Source organism: Enterococcus sp. ARL09-542, assembly GCF_005234805.1.
Classification (GTDB): domain Bacteria; phylum Bacillota; class Bacilli; order Lactobacillales; family Enterococcaceae; genus Enterococcus_D; species Enterococcus_D gallinarum.
The window spans coordinates 47,405-66,583 of sequence record NZ_QPQX01000015.1; the positions used below are offsets into that span (position 1 = coordinate 47,405).

The following is a 19,179-nucleotide window of genomic DNA, read 5'->3' on the forward strand; positions in this document are numbered from 1 at the left end:
AGGAAAGGACTTTTGAAAACAAAGAATTATTTAGTGGCTTGTTATGACAACACTGACAGAATTTTTATGATGCAAGAAATGATGTTGATGATCAATATTAATCCGGAAACAAGAGGGCAATTTTTAGCGAGCGCGAAACGTTCAGAATTGTTTTCTGATGATAGATGTATAAAGTTTGCTACTAGATTAGAAATAGATAGATTAGATGGGGCTTTCTTTTTTGGGATGGCTACAAGTGAAAGATATAGCTCTTTAGCAGACAAAGAAAAATATAAGCGTATTTATGACCGTTCTATCCGGCAATACGGAGAAAATGATCGAGATAGCTTTTTGAGGAATTTAATTGATCAAGTAAAGAAAGAAGGTCGAAGCGATGTATTCCACAAATTGGAGAAATAGACAAAGCAATGACCAAGGAAGATTATTTGAAAATTTGATTGACCAAGCATGCTTGTATTACAAAAACAAAGGTATTGCGATGATCGAGAAAACACCAGAACCTTTTCGAGTAAAAAAAATTAATAGCGATGGCAGTATGACAGTTTTCCCGATTGGTAAAGCCCAACCCGATTACAAAGGTACTCTTATAAACGGGCAAGCGATTGTTTTTGAAGCAAAGATGACTACAAAGGACAGAATCAATAAAAGAGTGATCACAGAACACCAAGCAATTTGTTTAGACATACACAGCGAGTTTGGAGCGATGACTGGTGTTTGCTGCATGATCAAAAAAACTGTTGGTTTTGTTCCTTGGAGCGATTGGCAAAACATGAAAGAAAAGTATGGTCGTCAATACTTGTTGGAGGAAGAACTAAAGGAATATCAGGTTCCGACTCCTGGTTTCATTGATTTTCTGAACAAAAGTAGGTGGTAAGCCATGTCAAATCCGATTGATGATTTTAGAACAGCTCGAATAGGCTTTGAAATGTTCTGTGAAGTTCGAGACTGGCAGCTTGAACGTTTTGTTGTCAATAGCAAAAACTCTGAGCAATATTTAGGAACTTGCTTTGATAATGAGCAGGCAGAGAGAAAAACGTTTCTTATTTCAAAATCTGGAAAGTATTACTTGCTGCTAGGAGATAAAAAATTTGTCCCGTACAGTTACGTTTTGGATTCGTTTAGTGGTGAATACAGTCATGCAGAAAAATGAAACTTGGCTATGTTGCGGAAGAGAACCTTGGCAATCACAATTTGTCGCGATAATCGAAAAAAGACTATCCAAGTCATGCATTGTAAGAATCGTGTCTACTGAAACGTGGGATGATCACTTGATCGATTACTATCTGGGACGGACAGTCATTGAAAACAAAAAAATGATTCGAAAGATTTAAGGCATCGATACTAAAAAGAGAAGGTGATCTAGTGAAAGTTCAAATGTACAAGATTGACTATGTGGATTGGAAAGGTCGCAATGCGGTGATGTATTTGCATGGCTACAGTAGATCAGAAGTCGAAAAACAAGCGATGGTTGCACAAGGCGTGTTCAAAATAACCAAAATTACTGTTAGTCAGTAGTTGAAATTGATGTATCAATATATTGTGGGCGAAAATTAGTTCCCACGATATATTGTGTATAACTTTGTGGATATGTGTAAAACTAAAATTTGGAGGAATAAACATGGATGAGTTAATAAAATCAGTTGAGCAATGGGCTAGGAACAAAGGATTGGATGAAGCGGAATCTAGTAAACAAATGCTGAAAGTTGTAGAAGAAACTGGTGAAGTTGCAGCTGCATTAGCTAGAAGTGACCAAGATGCACTACGTGACGGCATCGGAGATGTTGTAGTGACTTTGATTATTTTAGCTTTGCAAAACGACATGGATTTATACGAGTGCTTGAATTTAGCATATGAAGAAATCAAAGGTCGGACCGGAAAGATGGTCAACGGTGTTTTCGTTAAGTCCAGTGATCTGAAATAATTCCACAATCGGAAGAGATAACGGAATGAGGTGGAAGGATGTCATTATCAGCAGAAATCAGAGAGTTAAAAGTTATTTGTGAATATGTTAATGACACGCATGAACTAGATGCGACAGTGGGAACAGAAACCATATTATTCACAGTTTGGGATAGCAATGCTATAAAGCAGCACGACATCGAAATGACTTTCGAAGAATGGAATACGTTCAAAAAAATAATCGATATGGGTATAGTTCGAGAAAGAGGTAAGTGACAGAAATAGCGGAAATGGAGGATTAGATGAAAACATTTAATATCAGCTGGGAGAGAAAGTAGCAAGTATCTATAGATATCGAAGCGGAAACTATTGAAGAAGCTTACGAGAAATGGAATAACGGTGGCTATGAAGGTAAAGTTGATGTGGATGATGAGGATATACTATCCGATTATGTTGACATAGATGGAGATTCTTATTATTTAGATCACTTTGAAAAAGTCAGATTTGGGAGTCAGTAATTCACGCAATTGATGACAGAATTGGGGGATGGAAGTGTATATAAATTTGATTACATTTTTTTGCTTGATAGGATTGATAATTAACTTATTTAAAATAAATAGAACGATTAAGTTGAATAGCAAAAAAAAGAATAGCCATTAAACTATTCTTTAAAAAAGTCATTTAGTTGTTCACTATGTTTTTTGTCTTCGTTTGGAAAGGATTCATCGTTAAGGATAATTGGCGTAACATTTTCTAAAGTTAATTCAATTATTTTTCTGAGTGAAAATAAACTCGAGGAGTTAGATGAGATATGTTCGTTTTGATCTAGTTTCTGATTAGGATAAAAATAAAGTGCTATTTCTTCAATTATTTCATCTGGGAATGACATGGCCCTGTATGAAGCCAACAAGAAAACCCCTTGTTTTGTACTTAATATGAATGAAGTTTTTGCATTAAAATGTTGTGTTAATTCTAGACTTTTAGCTTTGAATTTAAAGGTATTGTTTTTATATGGTTGCCAAACATAGATGTGGTCAAGTGTTCCTTCAATAAGTTTTTGAATGATTTGTGAATTTTTCATTTTTATAACCTCTCAATATAAGTTTTTAAGTTAATAAAATGTCGTCTTGTCAGTTCCCAGTTATTTTCTTTAATCCCTTGAGACAAATTTTTGAGTGTCTTCCGCTTTCTCTTTTTTAAAAAAGGGTAAGTTTCTTCTATGGTAATCAAAAATTCTCGTAACTGTGAACCAATGTTCTTGTCAAATGAAGTAGAATTGATGAACTTTTCAAATCCATCCATTTCACCAATAATTTGATTTCGCCTGGAGCGCAAGTATTCTTCATCTTTAGCAGATTCAATTTTTGACTTTATTCTAAAAGACATAATCAAAGTCAATACGGAAACTATTAAAGAGAATAAGGAAACTAAGGAGTCTACTTGTTGTGAGAAGAAAATGATTGAATTCCAAATATCTTTTAAATTCATAGTTGTCTCCTTGATAAAATTAATTAGATACAAATTATATTATGTTCACAAAAATTATATCAAATTAAACAAAAAAAGCACTAACTATTAACGGTACTAAATATGTTATCCACCAAAATAACCAACTGAAGGAGGGTATAGCAGTGCTTAACAAAGAAAACATTATGGACATTATCCAGTCACATAAAGCCGAGATTAACGAAATTTCTAGTGAGCTAATTAAGGCAAAAGAGTTGGGATTGGACATTCCAGAGCTGACAAAGATAGCTCAAAGTAGATTGGAATATTTATATGACAAAAAATATCGTTATGAAGTGCAGGCGAAAGCCTGGGGCTTAATTGATTGGATCAACTGGGAACGAGTACTTAGTGAGTATGATATGTAATTCAGCTATCCGACGAAATAATGGAAAAAGAACCCACGTTTATGTAGGTCCTTAATAGGGTGGATAAAATTCGAGATTAGAATTGATGATTTCTTTTTCATAGTTTTTTACTTCTCTGAGTTTAAATTTGTTGTCTAATGACCATTCAATACCCCGAGCGTCTGTAAAAAATATTAAAACGACGTCATGTTTACCACCCATTGAATGACCGCGGTCTTTCATCAGAATCTTGGATTCCGTCGGGTAACATAATTCCAAAAACTTTATATCATTATAAGTTCCAAGTTGTTCTTCAAGAGAAGGACCTGATTGGTTTAAAACTGAAATGATAAAAACATTGTGTATAGGTAGGTTAGATTCATTATGCAATGTCACAAGAAGACCATCTTCAGCAGATCTACTTGAAGCATATATTTTAGATGCTTGATCTCTTAATAAGAGTAATTTTCTTTCTCTTAGCTCCTTTAATGAAAAATAGAGTGCGAAAAAAACAGATCCTATCGTACCTATAGCCGTAATTGAGTTAAGAAAGATTTGATACGTATCAGAGTAAAAAAAGTTCATCAGGATCACCTCATCTAAATAATACTTTTATATTACCATATTAAAGGAAGAAGAATAGTAGTTTTATATAAACGTGCAAGTCAGCAATCGTCAGCGATTAATGAATGGAGGCCTTATAGTGAGCAGAAGAATAGATGTTTGGTTAAACGCAGATGGAGGTAACGACATCTATGCAACAATTGAAGTGGAAGATGATGCTACAAATGAAGTTATTGAGAAAGAAGCAAAGCAAGCAATTTTTAATTATGTTGACTGGGGTTGGGTAGAACAGGAGCAAGCCGATGAAAACTAGCCATTCTGTCATCATAATACTGCTAACCATACTCGGTCTAAGTTGGTTATCCTATACAATTGTGGGTCAACAACAGCAAATTGAGCAGTTAGAACAGCAGTTACAAGAAGTGCAAAGGAAGTATGAAATTATCAAGAATGATCCGTTAGCACGGGATGTGATGGAAGCAGGAGGGTGAAAGATGGAGATTGTATCGACTTTAATACTACTTATAGTTTGCGGGTATCTAGTTTATCGATTCGGATTATATGCCTATAAAAAAGGACTGTCAGATGGATTTGAAGAAACAATTGAATACTTAGAAGAAATCGAACTCTATACTGGAAATTGGTTAGAAAAACAAGAGCCGGGAAGCCATCGATTCCATTATGTTAAAGGGAATCTTGATGCTGTTGAACATATTAAAGGAGCTGTAATTATTTTCAAGGAATTCGGAGGATAAAGAAATGTTAACAGAAATAGCCCAAATTGCATTTCATGGTAAAAACTCAAATAACGAAGAAGTCATGAAAACTTGTTTAGAAAAAATATGGATTATGGCTACTGAAAATGTTTCAGGACCAAGAGCTGCTCAAATTATGAATGACTACCAGAAAGATAAAATCAAAGCGGATGATGATCGTGGCGCATATTTAATAAAAAAATATGGCACATTTAAAGGTCACCCAAAATTTAAGTTGGCCCTCGATTTCTTTCAAATGAGTAATGACCGCTTTTTTGAAATTTATAAATTTAACTTTGTTCCTGAAGGTGAATTGTATAAGGTTGCAAGATCATATATAACCGGAAGGCAGTTGAGTAAAGGAATGCTAATTTCGGTAAGCATTCCAGCTCAATTTTTTAAAGAACCTGGAATGAAAATCAAAATTCCAAGCAGCATCACAAGCCAGGTCCGAAATTCTGTAAACAGTTCATTAAACAGTTCATTTAGGTTAGGAGGGTGACAGATGGAATTAAAAAGATCAAGCATTGAAAAAATGAGTGACGGAATAGACCTCTTCTTTCAAGGGATAGGCGAGTTGTTCGCAGAAGTTGCATCTGTTGTGTCTAAAGTGTTCAAGCAAATTGATTGGACACTGCTAGTGAAAGTTTCAAATGACCCAGAAATAAAGAAATATTTCGCAATATACCGTAGGACAAAGAACTCCAGAATCAAGAAGAAACAGTTAAAGAAAATTAAAGCTAAACTATATGGAGATATGTTATGACAGTTGCAGTGTTAGGGTTCACAGGATTCGTCTTATTAATGATTGCTGCAGTCGTTGTAGGAAAGAAGATGGACGAGAGAGAAGGCAAATAAATAAGCCACTTCCTTTTTGGAAAGTGACCGACGCAAGATTATTTTACCATAAAAGGAGTGGCGTTTGTGAGGTTTCAATGGCTTAAAAACTATCAAGAATTGGAAGAGCAGATTCTCTTCATGAAATGGAATCTTAACAAAAGTAAGTTGGAATTGGAACGGTGGGTCAGTGGCGATTTAGCAAACGTCCGCCTTGAAAAGAATTCTAGAGCAGCTTCTTTGGAAGAGAATATACAAATAATTGAAAAGGAAATCAATCGATTAGAAGAACAGTTAAATGAGATGACTCTTTTGATAAAGTCATTTAAAGGATTAGATAATCAAATTATGTATTTAAAATATGTTGAAGGCATGACACTTGAAAAAATTGCTGAAAATCTGAACTACAGCACGTCTTATATACAAAAGAAACACACTGAGTCAAGAAAGGCTATTGATTTCGTAGATGAGTTTCTTGTAAATAAAAGTAAATTGAAGATGAAAATATCTTTACAAGATCAAAGAGAAAAGTTGCACAAAAGTTGCACTACTAATTCTAGTTTTAAACTTGATTAGTATGGATTATATTAATAGCGTAGAAGAAACGGACATACGTTCATTGGACTGCTCACAATATTTCAATAAACGAAAGGAGGAAATCTCCTTATCGCACTTTCTTCTTTAGCAAAATAAAAGGCAGCACATTAATTTGATGGAGGTGATCCCTCTTTTCAAAATTCGCTAGTGCTGTCTTTTTATTATGGAATCAGATAGAAAGGAGGATGAATATGATTGCGTTGGCTGATTTAATTCTTGATGGTGTCATCTACTGTGAAAAGAATATGCAGCTTGAAGTATTAAAGAGGAAAGGAAAGTATTCTGTTTTGCGTAACCCCGATGGCATTAAATTCAAAGTTAGCAATGAAGTGTTGCGGTTATATTTTGCCCCTCCCCCTTACTCAGTAAGAAGGAGAGTTTATAGTAATGGCACTAAGAGCTGATAAACAAGGACCACATCGGGTAGCCTTTGAAAAGAACAGAAAGAGAATACTTAAGACAGAGAATGTCTGTGGTATCTGTGGCAAGCCCGTCAATAAGAAGCTCAAGGCGCCTGATCCAATGAGTCCAGTGATTGATCATCTCATTCCAGTGTCGAAGGGAGGGCATCCGTCAGCGATTGAGAACCTGCAGTTAGCCCATTGGACTTGCAACAGGCAAAAGTCTGACAAAATGTTTAATGCTAAACAAGAAGAGCCAAAAGTAATTGGAAATAGAAATCTTCCACAAAGCATTGATTGGCTTTCTTACAAGGGTTAAGCCATAAACGAGAAATAACATTAAAGAGAAAATCAAAAGCGTCACACGAGAAATTATAGGGGGCGTACCTCCCCTGCCGTCCTTGCGGGCGGACTTCACGCCGTCACTGTACATTTTTTCTCGCGCGACATTTGAAAGGAGTGATGAAATGGATTTACAAGGCATAGGATACTTGCGAAATAAGTTAAACACGCACAAAAATCGTGTGGATATGCGTTATAAGCAATATGCAATGAAATATTATGACCCACCTATTGGAATAACAATTCCACCAGCAATTAGAGCAAAGTACAAATCTGTATTGGGATGGTGTTCAAAAGGCGTGGACGCACTGGCTGATCGGCTAGTCTTTCGTGAATTCGCTCATGACGATTTTGAAGTGAATGAAATTTTTCAAGCTAATAATCCAGATGTTTTTTTTGATAGTGCAGTGCTTTCGTCTTTGATTGCATCTTGCGCCTTTGTGTATGTCTCAAAAGGGGAGGATGACATGCCGCGTTTACAAGTTATCGAAGCTAGCAATGCGACAGGTGTCATTGATCCAATTACTGGTTTGTTAACAGAAGGGTATGCAGTTCTTGAAAGAGATAAGTACAACAGACCAATTATTGAAGCCTATTTTAGTCCTGGAATTACCGATTATTATTATAAAGGTAAAGAGTTTGACGAGAAAAATGATCGCCATGCACACAACTTTCCACATCCATTGTTGGTGCCTATTATTCATCGACCTGATCCAGTACGACCGTTTGGACGTTCTCGTATTACTAGATCTGGCATGTATTATCAGCGCTATGCAAAACGAACACTTGAACGAGCTGACGTGACCGCTGAATTTTATTCATTTCCACAAAAATATGTGGTTGGCACCGACCCTGATTCTGAACCACTCGATAGCTGGAAAGCAACTGTTTCAGCGATGCTTGAATTTACAAAAGGTGAGGGCGGTGAAAAACCAACACTCGGACAATTCACTACATCAAGCATGACGCCCTTCACGGAACAACTGAAAACAGCGGCTGCCGGTTTTGCTGGAGAAATGGGACTAACCATGGATGATCTAGGGTTTACATCAGATAACCCCTCAAGCGTAGAAGCAATTAAAGCAAGTCATGAAAATTTAAGACTGGCAGGACGAAAAGCCCAGCGATCACTTGGATCTGGCTTATTGAATGTAGCATATACTGCTGCATGTTTACGAGATGATTATCCTTATTACCGTCACCAATTTAATAAAACTATACCAAAATGGGAACCATTATTCGAAGCGGATGCAAGTGCTCTATCATTGATTGGAGACGGAGCTATTAAGTTAAATCAAGCAATGCCTGGGTATGTTAACAGTGAAGTTATGAGGGACCTAACGGGTATTAAAGGAGCTGAAACAAATGGATAACGATATTGTGCCAGCTTTACTCGAAGAAATTCAAAATGAATTTGATAAGCGAACTTATAACAGTAAAAGATTAAAAAAAGCTTTACTATTACTGCAGAATAAAAAAGCTAGTTATTTGGATGTGAACAATTTTGCAATAGAGATAGGTGAAATTTTATCTGATGTGTTAAGGACCAAAATTACTGCCGAAGTTCTTCCAGATGGAAAAATGTACTTTAACATTGCTGATAGAATCTTAAATCCAACAATGAAAAAAAATTATGATTTGATTTCTAATTTTATCGTAGATGTACAAACAGAATTAAATCGTACTGCAAACTTAAGACTAAAAGGGCAAATACCAGAATTTAATCAAGATCGTATTGACGGGATAGTCAATCGAATTTCGAGCGAAGAAGATTTTGAATCAATCAAATGGCTTTTAGATGATCCAATTATAAATTTTAGTCAAAGTATTGTAGATGATGGAATCAAAGCAAATGCGGAGTTTCACGCAAAAGCAGGCCTGCAACCAAAAATTACTCGTAGAGTTTCAGGTCATGCTTGCGAATGGTGTAGCCGATTGGCAGGGACTTACGGATACTATGAAGCACCAAAAGAAGTCTATCAAAGGCATGAAAGATGTCGGTGTACAGTTGATTATAAACCTGGCGATGGACGTAAACAGGGTATATGGTCCAAAACTTGGACAGATAGCAGCAAGAAACAAGAAAAAATCAGGACACGAAAAATGTTGAATATGAGAAAGGAAAAGTAAAAATGCAGAAAGAAAGAACATTAATTATTTGGTTGTTAAGAGGCGAAACACTGAAGTTTGAAAAGGTTACAAATCTCGAAAACAATGATAGCGAATTGAAATTCGAATATTTTGGAGTTTCGACACAAGTAAAAAGAAGCGCTGTGTTTAATCAGGTAAATATTTCTGGGTTTGCATTAGAGAAATAGGAGGGGAAACATGCATCACTATATCACGAAGTATAAAGATGAAAATGGAAGTAGGAAAGCAGTTGCTTGGATACAAATCAATATTTTTGGAAAGTGTTTCTGCTTGTTTAAACGTGAAATTGTAATCTAATTAACTTCCAGCGATAGGGTTATCATGCATTTTCAGATTGAAGGAGGATACTCATGACTGCTACAGTTAAAAAACGACTTGGTAATCAGACTCCTACTCAATCGGTAATATTACCATATACTGAATCACGTTATCAAACTGCAATTGAACGCTATGAAAGAACTGGTCGTGAATGTTACGAGTGGCAAAAAAATTTGCTGAAGCCGATGATGGCAACCGATGACGAATGTCTATGGGTCCATCAAAAATTTGGTTTTTCAATTCCTCGAAGAAACGGTAAGACGGAAATTGTCTATATTATCGAACTAGACGCGCTTGAAGAAGGTTTGAGTATATTACACACGGCGCATAGAATTAGTACTTCACATTCTTCTTTTGAAAAGATGAAAAAATATCTTGAAGATAGTGGCTATATTGAGGGGGAAGATTTCAACTCGATCAAAGCAAAAGGACAAGAACGACTTGAATTATATGCAACAGGTGGGGTCATTCAATTTCGGACTCGTACATCAAGCGGTGGTTTAGGTGAAGGATTTGACGTTTTAGTTATTGATGAAGCTCAAGAATACACGACTGAGCAAGAATCGGCTTTGAAATACACTGTTACAGATAGTAAAAATCCGATGACAATAATGTGTGGAACACCTCCAACACCAGTTTCAAGCGGAACAGTATTCTCTCATTATCGAGATAACACTCTTGCAGGTAAATCGAAGTATTCTGGATGGGCTGAATGGTCTGTTGAAGATGAGAAAGATATCAACGATGTCGAAGCTTGGTACAATTCAAATCCATCAATGGGCTATCATTTAAACGAACGTAAAATTGAAGCGGAGCTTGGTGAAGATAAACTTGATCACAATGTACAACGTTTGGGTTACTGGCCGAAGTACAATCAGAAATCGGCTATTTCAGAGAGCGAGTGGAATCTGTTACAAGTTAAAGTCCTTCCTATTTTGAAAGGACCGCTGTACGTCGGTATCAAATATGGTAATGATGGCGCAAACGTTGCGATGAGTATTGCTGTTAAAACATTGTCTGGAAAAATATTTGTTGAAACAATAGACTGTCAATCTGTGCGAAATAGCAATCAATGGATCATTAAATTCTTGAAGAGTGCCAGTATTGAAAAAGTTGTGATTGATGGTCAAAGTGGTCAGAGTATCTTGGCAAATGAAATGAAAGATTTTAAATTGAAAGAGCCTATTTTGCCGAAAGTTTCCGAAATCATAAATGCTAATGCGTTGTGGGAGCAAGGTATCTATCAAAAAAGCTTATGTCATGCTGGGCAACCGTCACTTACTACTGTAGTAACTAATTGTGACAAGCGAAATATTGGCACAAGCGGAGGGTTTGGTTATAAATCACAGTTTGATGATATGGATATCAGTTTAATGGATAGTGCGTTATTAGCGCATTGGGCTTGTAGCAATGATAAGCCTAAGAAAAAACAACAAATTAGGTATTAAACGACTTTCAAAAGGTCGTTTTTTTAATACACAAAATTACCGAACTGCCGGGCAAGCAGGAGAAAGGGTTTTTATCATGACATTTAAAAAAATTGAAACACAAGAGGAACTGGACCGTATTATCCAGGAGCGATTGAATCGTGAAAAAGAGAAGTTTTCTGATTATGATGCAATCAAAACACGCAATGCAGAGTTAGAAAATGAAATCGGTACTTTGAAATCAACACTCGAAGAAACAAATGCTGCTACAAAGTCTCATGAGCAAATTGTGGCTAATCTAAATGCAAAAATTGCTGATTATGAAACAGCAAACTTACGAACGAAAATTGCATTGCAAAATGGGCTACCAATTGATTTAGCAGATCGTTTAGTAGGGACTGACGAAGAAAGTATCAAAGCTGATGCAGAGCGTTTAGCTGGTTTTATTGGCACTAAGCAACAAACTCCACCGCCTCTAAAGAATACAGAAAAGCCATTAGAAGGTGGCAAAGATGGTGCTTATAAAAATCTAATAGAGAATCTTAATTTAGAAGGAGAGTAATAACATGACAACATTATCAAAAGGAAGTTTATTTGATCCAGAATTAGTATCAGACTTAATCAATAAAGTAAAAGGAAAAAGCTCATTAGTCACGCTATCTCAACAAAAACCAATTCCGTTTAATGGACAGAAAGAATTCACTTTCACTATGGATTCTGAAATCGATATTGTTGCAGAAAATGGTCAAAAAAGCCACGGGGGTATTTCACTTGCGCCAGTGACAATTGTACCAATTAAAGTTGAATATGGAGCTAGAATTTCTGATGAATTTATTTATGCTTCAGATGAAGAAAAAATTGATATTGTCAAAGCGTTCAATGATGGATATGCTCGTAAATTAGCACGTGGGCTAGATTTAATGGCGTTCCACGGAATCAATCCTCGTTCTGGTGCAGCATCTACAGTTATTGGAGAAAATAACTTTGATAGCAAAGTAACTCAAACAGTAGAGTTTACTATTGCTGACCCAGATGCAAATATTGAGGCCGCGGCTTCTTTAATTCAAGGATCAGAGGGCGTTATTTCTGGTATGGCGATGGATCCGCAATTTTCTGCTGCTTTAGCGGCTTATAAAGTGAATGGCGTTAAACAATTTCCAGATTTAGCTTGGGGAGCAAACCCAGGAGCTGTGCGTGGAATTCCTACTGATATTAATCGAACTGTATCAAACGGTAAAGATGATTTAGTAATTATTGGTGACTTTGCCTCAATGTTCCAATGGGGATATGCAAAAGAGATTCCGCTAGAAGTCATCAAATATGGTGACCCTGATGGCAGCGGAAAAGATTTGAAAAACTACAATCAAGTTTATCTACGTTCTGAAACCTATTTAGGTTGGGGGATTATGGATGGTAATAGCTTTGCTCGTGTAATTAAACCAGCAAGCGGTGGGGGTGAATAAAATGCAATACAAAAATACAAAAACAGGGGTTACTTTCAGTAGCCCTTGTGTTGTTTCTGGTGGAGATTGGGTATTAGTAGATGACAAAATTAATATGGATGAAGAAACAAAATCACCAAATAATGAATCAACTGAAATTCTCACACTTAAAAATGAAGCGTCTGCTGCTGAAGAGAATGAACAAGTCGATGAAAAAGAAGATGAACAAGTTGCTGGTTTAGAAGGTATTACTAAAAAGCAAATAATGCAGGAATTAGATGCATTTGGTATCAAGTATAATCCCAGTTCTAAAAAGAAAGAATTGTATGATTTGATGATGACGCAAGGGAAGTGATCAGATGCAGCCTTTTGCAACGATTGAGGATTTAAAAAATCTATGGCGTGTATTAAAAGCTGATGAAATCGAACGTGCCAAGCAACTACTTATCATTGTTTCTGATTCGCTACGTGAAGAAGCCGGACGAGTGGGTAAAGACTTAGACAAGATGATCAATGAAAAGCCTCCTTATTTCACTAATGTAGTGAAGTCCGTGACAGTTGACATTGTTGCACGAACACTTATGACGTCAACTGATCAGGAGCCAATGATTCAAACAACAGAAAGTGCATTGGGTTATTCCTGGTCAGGTTCCTATCTAGTTCCTGGTGGCGGATTGTTTATCAAAAACAGTGAATTGAGTCGTTTAGGATTACGGAGGCAACGATATGGAGTGATTGATTTCTATGGCTAAGATCAAAGGAATAACAATCATTTTGATCGATAAGGTAAAAACAGGAATCGATCCCTTCAGCAATCCCATCTATGAAGATCAAGAAATTGAGATTGAAAATGTCTTAGTAAGTCCTACATCATCTGATGATATTGTGAATCAATTGACGCTGACCGGTAAAAAAGCAGTGTACACATTGGCAATTCCTAAAGGTGATACCAATGATTGGGAAAATAAAGAAGTCAAATTCTTTGGCCAACGATGGCGGACATTTGGATTTCCTATTGAGGGTATTGAATCTCTAATACCACTAGATTGGAATAAGAAAGTGATGGTGGAACGTTATGGCTAAAAATAAATTTAAGCTCAATTATTCTGGAGTAGGTCAATTGCTTAAATCTACTGAAATGCAAAATGTTTTGACGGAAAAAGCGACAGCAATCAAAAATCGTGCTGGCGAGGGTTATGGACAGGATGTTTATGTGGGGAAGTCACGTGCCAATGCAATGGTTTATGCTGATTCATACAAAGCTAAGAAGGATAATATGAAAAATAATACTCTTTTAAAGGCGGTGCGGTAAATGATCGAGATTGTGATTAAACAATTTCTAGATGAGCATTTATCCGTACCGCCTTTTTTAGAGAAACAAGGCGAGATGCCTGAAAGCTATGTGATTTTTGAAAAAACAGGAAGTAGCAAAAGAAACTATCTTATGTCTGCTACATTTGCATTTCAAAGCTATGCAAAGTCACTATATGAGGCAGCAAAATTGAATGAGGAAGTCAAAAGGGTTGTAGAACAGCTTATTGAGATTGATGAAATCAGTGATGTTCGCCTAAACAGTGACTATAATTTTACGGATACTACAACAAAAGAATATAGATATCAAGCAGTATTTGATATTAATCATTATTAGGAGGTATTAAACAATGTCAGATGCAAAAAATGTTTCAACAGCAAAACCTAAAATAGGTGGTGCAATTTATTCAGCGCCTGCAGGAACTGTTTTGCCAACCTCGGCAATTACAGAGTTAAGTGAAGAATTTAAAAGCTTAGGGTACATTTCTGAGGACGGGCTAAAGAATGCTAACTCGCCTTCCTCAGAAAATATTAAAGCTTGGGGCGGAGATACAGTAGCAACTGTACAATCAGAAAAAGAAGATACCTTTACGTATACGCTGATTGAAGCTTTAAATGTTGAAGTCTTGAAAGAAGTGTACGGAAAAGGGAATGTACAAGGCACTTTAGAAACGGGAATAAAAATAACGGCTAACTCAACTGAGCTCGCAGAACATGTACTTGTTGTTGATATGATCTTGAAAGCTGGTATTTTGAAGCGAATTGTTATTCCCTCTGGAAAAGTGTCTGAGATCGGTGATATTTCTTATGCAGATGAAGATGCGATTGGCTACGAAACTACTCTAACTGCAGTACCGGATGAAGATGGAAATACTCACTATGAATATATCCAGAAAGCTGGAGATAAACCAAGTACGCCCTAATGCGCCCCGGAATGTAACCGGGGAATTCGAAACTAATGGCTCAATTACTCTTAATTGGGAAGCTGTCGAAGAAGGTCAGAGCTACATTATCCACTATGGAAATGCTAATCAGTCAGACCCAGCGCAAGCGGTCAATATGGGTTATGCAGAAACAGACTCATGGACTTTAGCGACTGGAGATGTACCAGAGTTGACAGCTGGAGATAAGATTTATCTCTATGTTCAGACATATAGAGAAAAGGGTGTGGGAGCAACAGATATTGAGAAAGCTCGTTATCTACACGATGGGCCTTATACTGGTTCGGCATGGACTGAACCGATTACTCTAACGAAGGAATAGGTGAAAAGAATGATTACAGGTAAAACAGAATCGGGTTTTGAATACAACATTTCTAAAGAACGTCTTAACAATTATGAATTGGCAGAAACACTTGGTGAACTAGAAGAGAATCCTCTTTTAATGGGGAAAGTTGTAAACTTGATGTTAGGTAAGGAACAGACAAAAAGATTAAAGGATCATTTGCGAACAAAGGATGGATTCGTTCCAAGTGAATCGATGGAAGCAGAAATCACAGAAATCCTACAAAAGCAGGCCGAATTAAAAAAATAATAACCCTTGCTAGAATGATCAAGATCGATGAAGATGCATTGATTTGTGATCTAGCCGAGACATATCAAATTTTCGACTACAGACAGTTACCTCTATTGAAGGTAGCTGTCTTTTCTTGTGGTTTAAGTGAGGATTCCAGAATCAAAATGCGTCTAAGCGGGCAAGAAGTTTCAACAGCGACACTATTGTTAGCTGGAATTAGTGATAAATTAAGTTATTTACTTTGGTTTAAAACAAAAGACGGACAAAACGGAAGAAATAAGCCCGATTCTATTCTGGAATCACTAACAAGAACAAAAGATATTTCTATAAAGAAAAACGAAATTGTATTCGATTCTGGCAAGGAATTTGAGAAAGAAAGAGAAAAACTTCTAAAAGGGATCATGGGAGGTGACAAGTAATGGCTACAGAGTTAGGACAAGCATATGTGCAGATTGTCCCTTCTGCAAAAGGCATTTCTGGAGCTATTCAAAAACAATTGGATCCAGAAGCTACTTCAGCTGGAGCAAGTGCTGGTAATGCGCTAGGAGGCAAATTTGTATCAATTGTTAAAGGATTAATTGCTACAGCTGCAATTGGGAAAGCTTTTTCAGCAGCACTCACGGAAGGAGCAGATCTGCAGCAGTCTCTAGGAGGTATTGAGACACTTTTTAAAGGTAGTGCAGATAAAGTTAAGAAATATGCTGATGAAGCGTATAGGTCATCTGGTTTATCAGCTAATGCATACATGGAAAATGTTACTAGCTTTAGTGCCAGCTTGTTACAGTCCGTTGGCGGAGATACTGAAAAAGCTGCTGATATTGCAAATATGGCGATGATTGATATGTCTGATAATGCCAATAAAATGGGTACAAACATGGGAGATATCCAAAACGCCTATCAAGGATTTGCAAAACAGAACTATACAATGCTAGACAACTTAAAGTTAGGTTATGGTGGTACAAAAACGGAAATGGAGCGTTTGTTAGCAGATGCTCAAAAATTAACTGGTGTTAAGTATGATATTAATAATTTGAGTGATGTGTACGAAGCAATACATGCTGTACAAGAAGAATTAGATATCACTGGCACAACCGCGAAAGAATCTGCGGAAATCTTTAGTGGTTCATTAGCCTCTATGAAGGCTGCATTTTCTAATGTTTTAGGAAAGTTAGCACTAGGACAAGATATAAAACCATCTTTAAAAGCTTTAGCAGAGACGACATCGACATTTTTACTTGGGAATTTTGTTCCGATGGTTGTAAATATCATTAAAGCTCTTCCTGGTGTTATTGCAACATTTTTTAGTAATGCTGCACCACTTTTTCTAAATGCCGGTAAAGACTTCATAAATAATCTTATGAAAGGAATGGACGGAGGTTCTCTAGCTAAATCAGGGGTTTTATTGTGGATACAAGATGCGATCAAATGGATTAGTTTTGATTTACAAAATATGTCACTGCAAATAAAAGATCGTGTAGGGGATATAAAGAAAGTATTTCAAAAGGTTATTCAAGGCATACAGCCAATCTTAACAAAGCTCACCGCGATGTTTAGTGGATGGGCAATTGCGATTTCTGGCGTTTTATCATATGCAGTACCCTTAGCAATTGATGTTCTGATTGGAGCTTTTGATGGGTTTCAACAGTTCATTTTACCGATTCTAGATTTTCTCGTTGATAAAGTTTGGTCCGTTAGTTCAGCAATTACAGAGGCAATCTTAAATTATGTAGTGCCAGCATTACAAGGGATTATTGATTGGGTCAGCCAGAATCAATCTGTGGTACAGAATTTCGGCAAATTGTTAGGAGCACTGGCTGTGGGGTTTGCAACGTTTAAGACATTGTCGACAATTATCCCTGTGATTACTACGGTTGGAACAGCAATCAAAGGATTAGTTACTGCTTTTAGCATGATTAAATCAGCTGCAGGTGCTTTAACATTGCTGAAGGTTGGCTTTTCTACATTGGTTACAGCAATAGGTGGACCAGTCACAATCATTATAGCTGCTGTTGCTGCTTTGGCTGCGGGAATTGTTTATTTGTGGCAAACAAACGAGCAGTTTAGAACAAAAGTAATAGAAATTTGGACTGCTGTCACTGCTTTTTTACAACCGATAATCAGTGGTATAGCAGATTTTATTAAGATGATATGGGACACACTTTCGCAATGGTGGAATGCGAATCAACAAGGATTCTTTACAACAGCAAGCACATTGTGGAATTCACTACAGTCTTTAATTTCAGTAGTGCTGAATGCAATAAGCACCATAGTAACAACTGTTCTCAGCAATGTAAAATCATTTTGGGATCAATGGGGATCATCGATAAAAACTGTTACTCAAGTAGTCTTGAACCTTGTAAAATCAATATTTTCGAATACATTAAATAATATTTTAGCTGTTGTTAAGTTGGTATTCAGCCAAATCAGCAACACAATAAATACTGTTATGCAAGTAGCTAAAAATATTATAAAAGTAGTTTTGTCAGCAATTCGTGGTGACTGGTCAGGTGTTCTATCTGGTATAAGAGGAATAGTATCTGCTTTTGGTAGTTTTATTCGAAATACATTCTCCAATTTCATGAATTATGGTAAGGATATTGTTCGAAATGGTATTAATGCAATAAAAGGATTTTTTGATGGCCTGAAAAATATTAGCTTGGCAGGCGCTGGACGAGCAATCATGGATGGTTTTTTAGGTGGATTGAAATCATCATGGGAAGGTGTAAAAAACTTTGTTGGTGGAATTGCTGACTGGATCAAAGAGCATAAAGGTCCGATCAGTTATGATAAAAAGTTACTGATTCCAGCAGGACAAGCAATTATGAGTGGGTTTGATAAAAGTCTACAGTCGAACTTTAAGAATGTGCAACGTACTGTTAGCGGTATGGCTGATGAAATCAGCACCTGGTTTAGTCCTACAGCACACTTAGACCTAGAAACAAATCGGATGCAAAGTAGAAATATGCTTAACCAATTAGCAAGCCATGCCTATGAACCAGATATTTCAAGGGACACTTCTATGGTTGGCACTGTATTTGAAATACCAGTAACAATAGAAATGAATAATCAAAAAGTTGGGAAGGCAGTAGCTAAATTCAGCTGGGAAGAAATCCAAAAAATGCAACGTAGACAGAAGCGAAGTCAGGAGGGGATTGCGTGGTAACAGTTACGTATGCAGGCTATGATATTACAAAATATATGATAGTGACCTCTCTTGATAGAGGTTTGCTGCCTGAAATTGATTATCAAACACAAAAGGTTGGGCGGTCAGATGGTGAAAAATATGTTGATCGAACGATCGGTAGAAGAACAATCCCGATGGGGTTCGCATTGGTCGGTGAAGTCAATAAAAAAAGACATTTACTGGCTGAATTACTTGCTCAAAAAGATCCCAAGGCACTGATTTTTAGTGACGAACCCGAAAAATTATACTATGCAATTCCAGAAGGGGATACCGCAATTGACGACATCATGCGGGCTGGAACAGGTACAATTAATTGGATTGTACCAGATGGCGTTTCCTATGATGTTAATCCTCGGATATTTTCTAATATCTCGATTGATAGTGCAGAGAACCAGGTTTTAGATCCGGAATTTCGAAAGAAAGATAAATATTACAAACTTTGGACAATTAAATCAAGTGGAACCTACCAAGGACATAATATTTTAGGGGCAGATTTCACAAATACGAACACTATTGCTGATAAAGGTGAAGTAAAATACAACGGCTTTTATATCATGCAAAATAGCAACAGTACAGCACGGAA

36 protein-coding genes are annotated in these 19,179 nt (G+C 36.7%); 33 read left to right on the forward strand and 3 right to left on the reverse strand.

Going from position 1 to position 19,179, the window contains the following annotated elements; all coding sequences use genetic code 11:
* Positions 1-12: 12 nt before the first annotated feature.
* From DVW06_RS13920 to DVW06_RS13945, 7 genes are all read left to right on the forward strand, one after another.
* Positions 13-399 carry a hypothetical protein gene (locus DVW06_RS13920; RefSeq protein WP_137264772.1) on the forward strand — a complete coding sequence of 129 codons (387 nt, stop codon included), beginning with the start codon at positions 13-15 and terminating at the stop codon, positions 397-399.
* The gene (locus tag DVW06_RS13925) at positions 374-874 is read left to right on the forward strand and encodes a Holliday junction resolvase RecU (RefSeq protein WP_137264773.1); all 501 of its coding nucleotides are present in this window, start codon (positions 374-376) and stop codon (positions 872-874) included. The genes DVW06_RS13920 and DVW06_RS13925 overlap by 26 nt, the downstream gene beginning before the upstream one ends.
* 3 nt (positions 875-877) lie before the next feature.
* The gene (locus tag DVW06_RS13930; RefSeq protein WP_137264774.1) at positions 878-1,150 is read left to right on the forward strand and encodes a hypothetical protein; all 273 of its coding nucleotides are present in this window, start codon (positions 878-880) and stop codon (positions 1,148-1,150) included.
* Positions 1,137-1,331, forward strand: coding sequence for a hypothetical protein (locus tag DVW06_RS13935; RefSeq protein ID WP_137264775.1), 195 nt, complete (start codon positions 1,137-1,139; stop codon positions 1,329-1,331). The genes DVW06_RS13930 and DVW06_RS13935 overlap by 14 nt, the downstream gene beginning before the upstream one ends.
* 31 nt (positions 1,332-1,362) lie before the next feature.
* Positions 1,363-1,515: a hypothetical protein gene (locus DVW06_RS17100; protein WP_155853337.1), complete on the forward strand. Its 153-nt coding sequence runs from the start codon at positions 1,363-1,365 to the stop codon at positions 1,513-1,515.
* A gap of 103 nt (positions 1,516-1,618) precedes the next feature.
* On the forward strand, positions 1,619-1,921 hold the full coding sequence (locus tag DVW06_RS13940) for a MazG-like family protein (RefSeq protein ID WP_137264776.1): 303 nt from the start codon (positions 1,619-1,621) through the stop codon (positions 1,919-1,921).
* 38 nt (positions 1,922-1,959) lie between these two features.
* Entirely contained in the window at positions 1,960-2,175 is a 216-nt protein-coding gene (locus DVW06_RS13945; RefSeq protein WP_137264777.1) for a hypothetical protein, read from the forward strand.
* A 385-nt stretch (positions 2,176-2,560) separates the two neighbouring features.
* Here DVW06_RS13945 and DVW06_RS13955 read toward each other — a convergent pair whose 3' ends face one another.
* Positions 2,561-2,980, reverse strand: a complete 420-nt coding sequence (locus tag DVW06_RS13955) for a hypothetical protein (protein ID WP_021149562.1) — start codon at positions 2,978-2,980, stop codon at positions 2,561-2,563.
* Between the two features lie 2 nt (positions 2,981-2,982).
* The gene (locus tag DVW06_RS13960) at positions 2,983-3,387 is read right to left on the reverse strand and encodes a hypothetical protein (protein WP_134874622.1); all 405 of its coding nucleotides are present in this window, start codon (positions 3,385-3,387) and stop codon (positions 2,983-2,985) included.
* 143 nt (positions 3,388-3,530) lie between these two features.
* On the opposite strand from DVW06_RS13960, the gene DVW06_RS13965 reads away from it, so the two are divergent.
* Positions 3,531-3,773 (forward strand): hypothetical protein, encoded by a 243-nt coding sequence (locus tag DVW06_RS13965; protein WP_081131761.1) that lies wholly within the window; start codon positions 3,531-3,533, stop codon positions 3,771-3,773.
* Positions 3,774-3,824: 51 nt separating this feature from the next.
* Here the strand turns inward: DVW06_RS13965 and DVW06_RS13970 are convergent, their stop codons facing one another.
* Positions 3,825-4,337, reverse strand: a complete 513-nt coding sequence (locus DVW06_RS13970; RefSeq protein WP_137264778.1) for a hypothetical protein — start codon at positions 4,335-4,337, stop codon at positions 3,825-3,827.
* Between the two features lie 118 nt (positions 4,338-4,455).
* Between DVW06_RS13970 and DVW06_RS17105 the strand changes: the two genes are divergently transcribed.
* The 25 genes from DVW06_RS17105 to DVW06_RS14090 all read left to right on the forward strand — a co-directional run.
* Positions 4,456-4,629, forward strand: a complete 174-nt coding sequence (locus DVW06_RS17105) for a hypothetical protein (RefSeq protein ID WP_155853339.1) — start codon at positions 4,456-4,458, stop codon at positions 4,627-4,629.
* Complete coding sequence (locus DVW06_RS13975) at positions 4,619-4,807, forward strand: hypothetical protein (protein ID WP_137264779.1); 189 nt, start codon at positions 4,619-4,621, stop codon at positions 4,805-4,807. The genes DVW06_RS17105 and DVW06_RS13975 overlap by 11 nt, the downstream gene beginning before the upstream one ends.
* Before the next feature lie 3 nt (positions 4,808-4,810).
* Positions 4,811-5,071 carry a hypothetical protein gene (locus DVW06_RS13980; RefSeq protein ID WP_137264780.1) on the forward strand — a complete coding sequence of 87 codons (261 nt, stop codon included), beginning with the start codon at positions 4,811-4,813 and terminating at the stop codon, positions 5,069-5,071.
* 4 nt (positions 5,072-5,075) lie between these two features.
* On the forward strand, positions 5,076-5,573 hold the full coding sequence (locus DVW06_RS13985; RefSeq protein WP_137264781.1) for a hypothetical protein: 498 nt from the start codon (positions 5,076-5,078) through the stop codon (positions 5,571-5,573).
* Positions 5,574-5,576: 3 nt separating this feature from the next.
* On the forward strand, positions 5,577-5,837 hold the full coding sequence (locus DVW06_RS13990; RefSeq protein WP_137264782.1) for a hypothetical protein: 261 nt from the start codon (positions 5,577-5,579) through the stop codon (positions 5,835-5,837).
* 158 nt (positions 5,838-5,995) lie between these two features.
* A complete protein-coding gene (locus tag DVW06_RS13995; protein ID WP_137264783.1) occupies positions 5,996-6,484 on the forward strand; it encodes a hypothetical protein in 489 nt (162 codons plus the stop codon).
* Positions 6,485-6,696: 212 nt separating this feature from the next.
* A complete protein-coding gene (locus tag DVW06_RS14000; RefSeq protein WP_137264784.1) occupies positions 6,697-6,909 on the forward strand; it encodes a hypothetical protein in 213 nt (70 codons plus the stop codon).
* Positions 6,893-7,225 carry an HNH endonuclease gene (locus DVW06_RS14005; RefSeq protein ID WP_131731849.1) on the forward strand — a complete coding sequence of 111 codons (333 nt, stop codon included), beginning with the start codon at positions 6,893-6,895 and terminating at the stop codon, positions 7,223-7,225. Before DVW06_RS14000 ends, DVW06_RS14005 begins: the two co-directional genes overlap by 17 nt.
* 148 nt (positions 7,226-7,373) lie before the next feature.
* Positions 7,374-8,621 (forward strand): phage portal protein, encoded by a 1,248-nt coding sequence (locus DVW06_RS14010; RefSeq protein WP_137264785.1) that lies wholly within the window; start codon positions 7,374-7,376, stop codon positions 8,619-8,621.
* Complete coding sequence (locus DVW06_RS14015; RefSeq protein ID WP_137264786.1) at positions 8,614-9,378, forward strand: hypothetical protein; 765 nt, start codon at positions 8,614-8,616, stop codon at positions 9,376-9,378. Before DVW06_RS14010 ends, DVW06_RS14015 begins: the two co-directional genes overlap by 8 nt.
* 2 nt (positions 9,379-9,380) lie before the next feature.
* Entirely contained in the window at positions 9,381-9,566 is a 186-nt protein-coding gene (locus tag DVW06_RS14020; RefSeq protein ID WP_137264787.1) for a hypothetical protein, read from the forward strand.
* A 183-nt stretch (positions 9,567-9,749) separates the two neighbouring features.
* Positions 9,750-11,165: a terminase gene (locus tag DVW06_RS14025; protein WP_137264788.1), complete on the forward strand. Its 1,416-nt coding sequence runs from the start codon at positions 9,750-9,752 to the stop codon at positions 11,163-11,165.
* 73 nt (positions 11,166-11,238) lie between these two features.
* Positions 11,239-11,706, forward strand: coding sequence for a capsid assembly scaffolding protein Gp46 family protein (locus DVW06_RS14030; protein ID WP_409540909.1), 468 nt, complete (start codon positions 11,239-11,241; stop codon positions 11,704-11,706).
* Positions 11,707-11,710: 4 nt separating this feature from the next.
* Positions 11,711-12,607, forward strand: coding sequence for a phage major capsid protein (locus tag DVW06_RS14035; RefSeq protein WP_137264790.1), 897 nt, complete (start codon positions 11,711-11,713; stop codon positions 12,605-12,607).
* A 1-nt stretch (position 12,608) separates the two neighbouring features.
* Positions 12,609-12,941 (forward strand): hypothetical protein, encoded by a 333-nt coding sequence (locus DVW06_RS14040; protein WP_137264791.1) that lies wholly within the window; start codon positions 12,609-12,611, stop codon positions 12,939-12,941.
* Between the two features lie 4 nt (positions 12,942-12,945).
* The gene (locus tag DVW06_RS14045) at positions 12,946-13,338 is read left to right on the forward strand and encodes a phage Gp19/Gp15/Gp42 family protein (RefSeq protein ID WP_137264792.1); all 393 of its coding nucleotides are present in this window, start codon (positions 12,946-12,948) and stop codon (positions 13,336-13,338) included.
* The gene (locus tag DVW06_RS14050) at positions 13,331-13,669 is read left to right on the forward strand and encodes a hypothetical protein (protein ID WP_137264793.1); all 339 of its coding nucleotides are present in this window, start codon (positions 13,331-13,333) and stop codon (positions 13,667-13,669) included. The genes DVW06_RS14045 and DVW06_RS14050 overlap by 8 nt, the downstream gene beginning before the upstream one ends.
* The gene (locus DVW06_RS14055; RefSeq protein ID WP_137264794.1) at positions 13,662-13,898 is read left to right on the forward strand and encodes a hypothetical protein; all 237 of its coding nucleotides are present in this window, start codon (positions 13,662-13,664) and stop codon (positions 13,896-13,898) included. Before DVW06_RS14050 ends, DVW06_RS14055 begins: the two co-directional genes overlap by 8 nt.
* Positions 13,899-14,234 (forward strand): hypothetical protein, encoded by a 336-nt coding sequence (locus DVW06_RS14060; protein ID WP_137264795.1) that lies wholly within the window; start codon positions 13,899-13,901, stop codon positions 14,232-14,234. It begins immediately after the preceding gene.
* A 13-nt stretch (positions 14,235-14,247) separates the two neighbouring features.
* Positions 14,248-14,820, forward strand: coding sequence for a phage tail tube protein (locus DVW06_RS14065; RefSeq protein ID WP_137264796.1), 573 nt, complete (start codon positions 14,248-14,250; stop codon positions 14,818-14,820).
* Complete coding sequence (locus DVW06_RS14070; RefSeq protein ID WP_137264797.1) at positions 14,777-15,160, forward strand: fibronectin type III domain-containing protein; 384 nt, start codon at positions 14,777-14,779, stop codon at positions 15,158-15,160. Before DVW06_RS14065 ends, DVW06_RS14070 begins: the two co-directional genes overlap by 44 nt.
* 9 nt (positions 15,161-15,169) lie before the next feature.
* Complete coding sequence (locus DVW06_RS14075; RefSeq protein ID WP_137264798.1) at positions 15,170-15,430, forward strand: hypothetical protein; 261 nt, start codon at positions 15,170-15,172, stop codon at positions 15,428-15,430.
* 14 nt (positions 15,431-15,444) lie between these two features.
* Entirely contained in the window at positions 15,445-15,831 is a 387-nt protein-coding gene (locus DVW06_RS14080) for a DUF5361 domain-containing protein (RefSeq protein WP_137264799.1), read from the forward strand.
* Entirely contained in the window at positions 15,831-18,575 is a 2,745-nt protein-coding gene (locus DVW06_RS14085) for a hypothetical protein (RefSeq protein WP_137264800.1), read from the forward strand. Before DVW06_RS14080 ends, DVW06_RS14085 begins: the two co-directional genes overlap by 1 nt.
* On the forward strand, positions 18,569-19,179 hold a 611-nt coding region (locus DVW06_RS14090; RefSeq protein WP_137264801.1), incomplete at its 3' end, for a distal tail protein Dit. The genes DVW06_RS14085 and DVW06_RS14090, both read left to right, overlap by 7 nt.

What these genes read in the sequence shown, in the direction of transcription:
- DVW06_RS14035 (WP_137264790.1), top strand. Translation starts at nt 11,711, where the DNA reads ATGACAACATTATCAAAAGGAAGTTTATTTGATCCAGAATTAGTATCA.
- DVW06_RS14015 (WP_137264786.1), top strand. Translation starts at nt 8,614, where the DNA reads ATGGATAACGATATTGTGCCAGCTTTACTCGAAGAAATTCAAAATGAA.
- DVW06_RS13930 (WP_137264774.1), top strand. Translation starts at nt 878, where the DNA reads ATGTCAAATCCGATTGATGATTTTAGAACAGCTCGAATAGGCTTTGAA.
- DVW06_RS13980 (WP_137264780.1), top strand. Translation starts at nt 4,811, where the DNA reads ATGGAGATTGTATCGACTTTAATACTACTTATAGTTTGCGGGTATCTA.
- DVW06_RS13945 (WP_137264777.1), top strand. Translation starts at nt 1,960, where the DNA reads ATGTCATTATCAGCAGAAATCAGAGAGTTAAAAGTTATTTGTGAATAT.
- DVW06_RS14080 (WP_137264799.1), top strand. Translation starts at nt 15,445, where the DNA reads ATGATCAAGATCGATGAAGATGCATTGATTTGTGATCTAGCCGAGACA.
- DVW06_RS14020 (WP_137264787.1), top strand. Translation starts at nt 9,381, where the DNA reads ATGCAGAAAGAAAGAACATTAATTATTTGGTTGTTAAGAGGCGAAACA.
- DVW06_RS13940 (WP_137264776.1), top strand. Translation starts at nt 1,619, where the DNA reads ATGGATGAGTTAATAAAATCAGTTGAGCAATGGGCTAGGAACAAAGGA.
- DVW06_RS13935 (WP_137264775.1), top strand. Translation starts at nt 1,137, where the DNA reads ATGCAGAAAAATGAAACTTGGCTATGTTGCGGAAGAGAACCTTGGCAA.
- DVW06_RS14045 (WP_137264792.1), top strand. Translation starts at nt 12,946, where the DNA reads ATGCAGCCTTTTGCAACGATTGAGGATTTAAAAAATCTATGGCGTGTA.
- DVW06_RS14010 (WP_137264785.1), top strand. Translation starts at nt 7,374, where the DNA reads ATGGATTTACAAGGCATAGGATACTTGCGAAATAAGTTAAACACGCAC.
- DVW06_RS14065 (WP_137264796.1), top strand. Translation starts at nt 14,248, where the DNA reads ATGTCAGATGCAAAAAATGTTTCAACAGCAAAACCTAAAATAGGTGGT.
- DVW06_RS14070 (WP_137264797.1), top strand. Translation starts at nt 14,777, where the DNA reads ATGAATATATCCAGAAAGCTGGAGATAAACCAAGTACGCCCTAATGCG.
- DVW06_RS13960 (WP_134874622.1), bottom strand. Translation starts at nt 3,387, where the DNA reads ATGAATTTAAAAGATATTTGGAATTCAATCATTTTCTTCTCACAACAA.
- DVW06_RS14040 (WP_137264791.1), top strand. Translation starts at nt 12,609, where the DNA reads ATGCAATACAAAAATACAAAAACAGGGGTTACTTTCAGTAGCCCTTGT.
- DVW06_RS13990 (WP_137264782.1), top strand. Translation starts at nt 5,577, where the DNA reads ATGGAATTAAAAAGATCAAGCATTGAAAAAATGAGTGACGGAATAGAC.
- DVW06_RS13975 (WP_137264779.1), top strand. Translation starts at nt 4,619, where the DNA reads ATGAAAACTAGCCATTCTGTCATCATAATACTGCTAACCATACTCGGT.
- DVW06_RS14060 (WP_137264795.1), top strand. Translation starts at nt 13,899, where the DNA reads ATGATCGAGATTGTGATTAAACAATTTCTAGATGAGCATTTATCCGTA.
- DVW06_RS13970 (WP_137264778.1), bottom strand. Translation starts at nt 4,337, where the DNA reads ATGAACTTTTTTTACTCTGATACGTATCAAATCTTTCTTAACTCAATT.
- DVW06_RS13985 (WP_137264781.1), top strand. Translation starts at nt 5,076, where the DNA reads ATGTTAACAGAAATAGCCCAAATTGCATTTCATGGTAAAAACTCAAAT.
- DVW06_RS14000 (WP_137264784.1), top strand. Translation starts at nt 6,697, where the DNA reads ATGATTGCGTTGGCTGATTTAATTCTTGATGGTGTCATCTACTGTGAA.
- DVW06_RS13925 (WP_137264773.1), top strand. Translation starts at nt 374, where the DNA reads ATGTATTCCACAAATTGGAGAAATAGACAAAGCAATGACCAAGGAAGA.
- DVW06_RS13955 (WP_021149562.1), bottom strand. Translation starts at nt 2,980, where the DNA reads ATGAAAAATTCACAAATCATTCAAAAACTTATTGAAGGAACACTTGAC.
- DVW06_RS14025 (WP_137264788.1), top strand. Translation starts at nt 9,750, where the DNA reads ATGACTGCTACAGTTAAAAAACGACTTGGTAATCAGACTCCTACTCAA.
- DVW06_RS14085 (WP_137264800.1), top strand. Translation starts at nt 15,831, where the DNA reads ATGGCTACAGAGTTAGGACAAGCATATGTGCAGATTGTCCCTTCTGCA.
- DVW06_RS14050 (WP_137264793.1), top strand. Translation starts at nt 13,331, where the DNA reads ATGGCTAAGATCAAAGGAATAACAATCATTTTGATCGATAAGGTAAAA.
- DVW06_RS14075 (WP_137264798.1), top strand. Translation starts at nt 15,170, where the DNA reads ATGATTACAGGTAAAACAGAATCGGGTTTTGAATACAACATTTCTAAA.
- DVW06_RS14055 (WP_137264794.1), top strand. Translation starts at nt 13,662, where the DNA reads ATGGCTAAAAATAAATTTAAGCTCAATTATTCTGGAGTAGGTCAATTG.
- DVW06_RS14005 (WP_131731849.1), top strand. Translation starts at nt 6,893, where the DNA reads ATGGCACTAAGAGCTGATAAACAAGGACCACATCGGGTAGCCTTTGAA.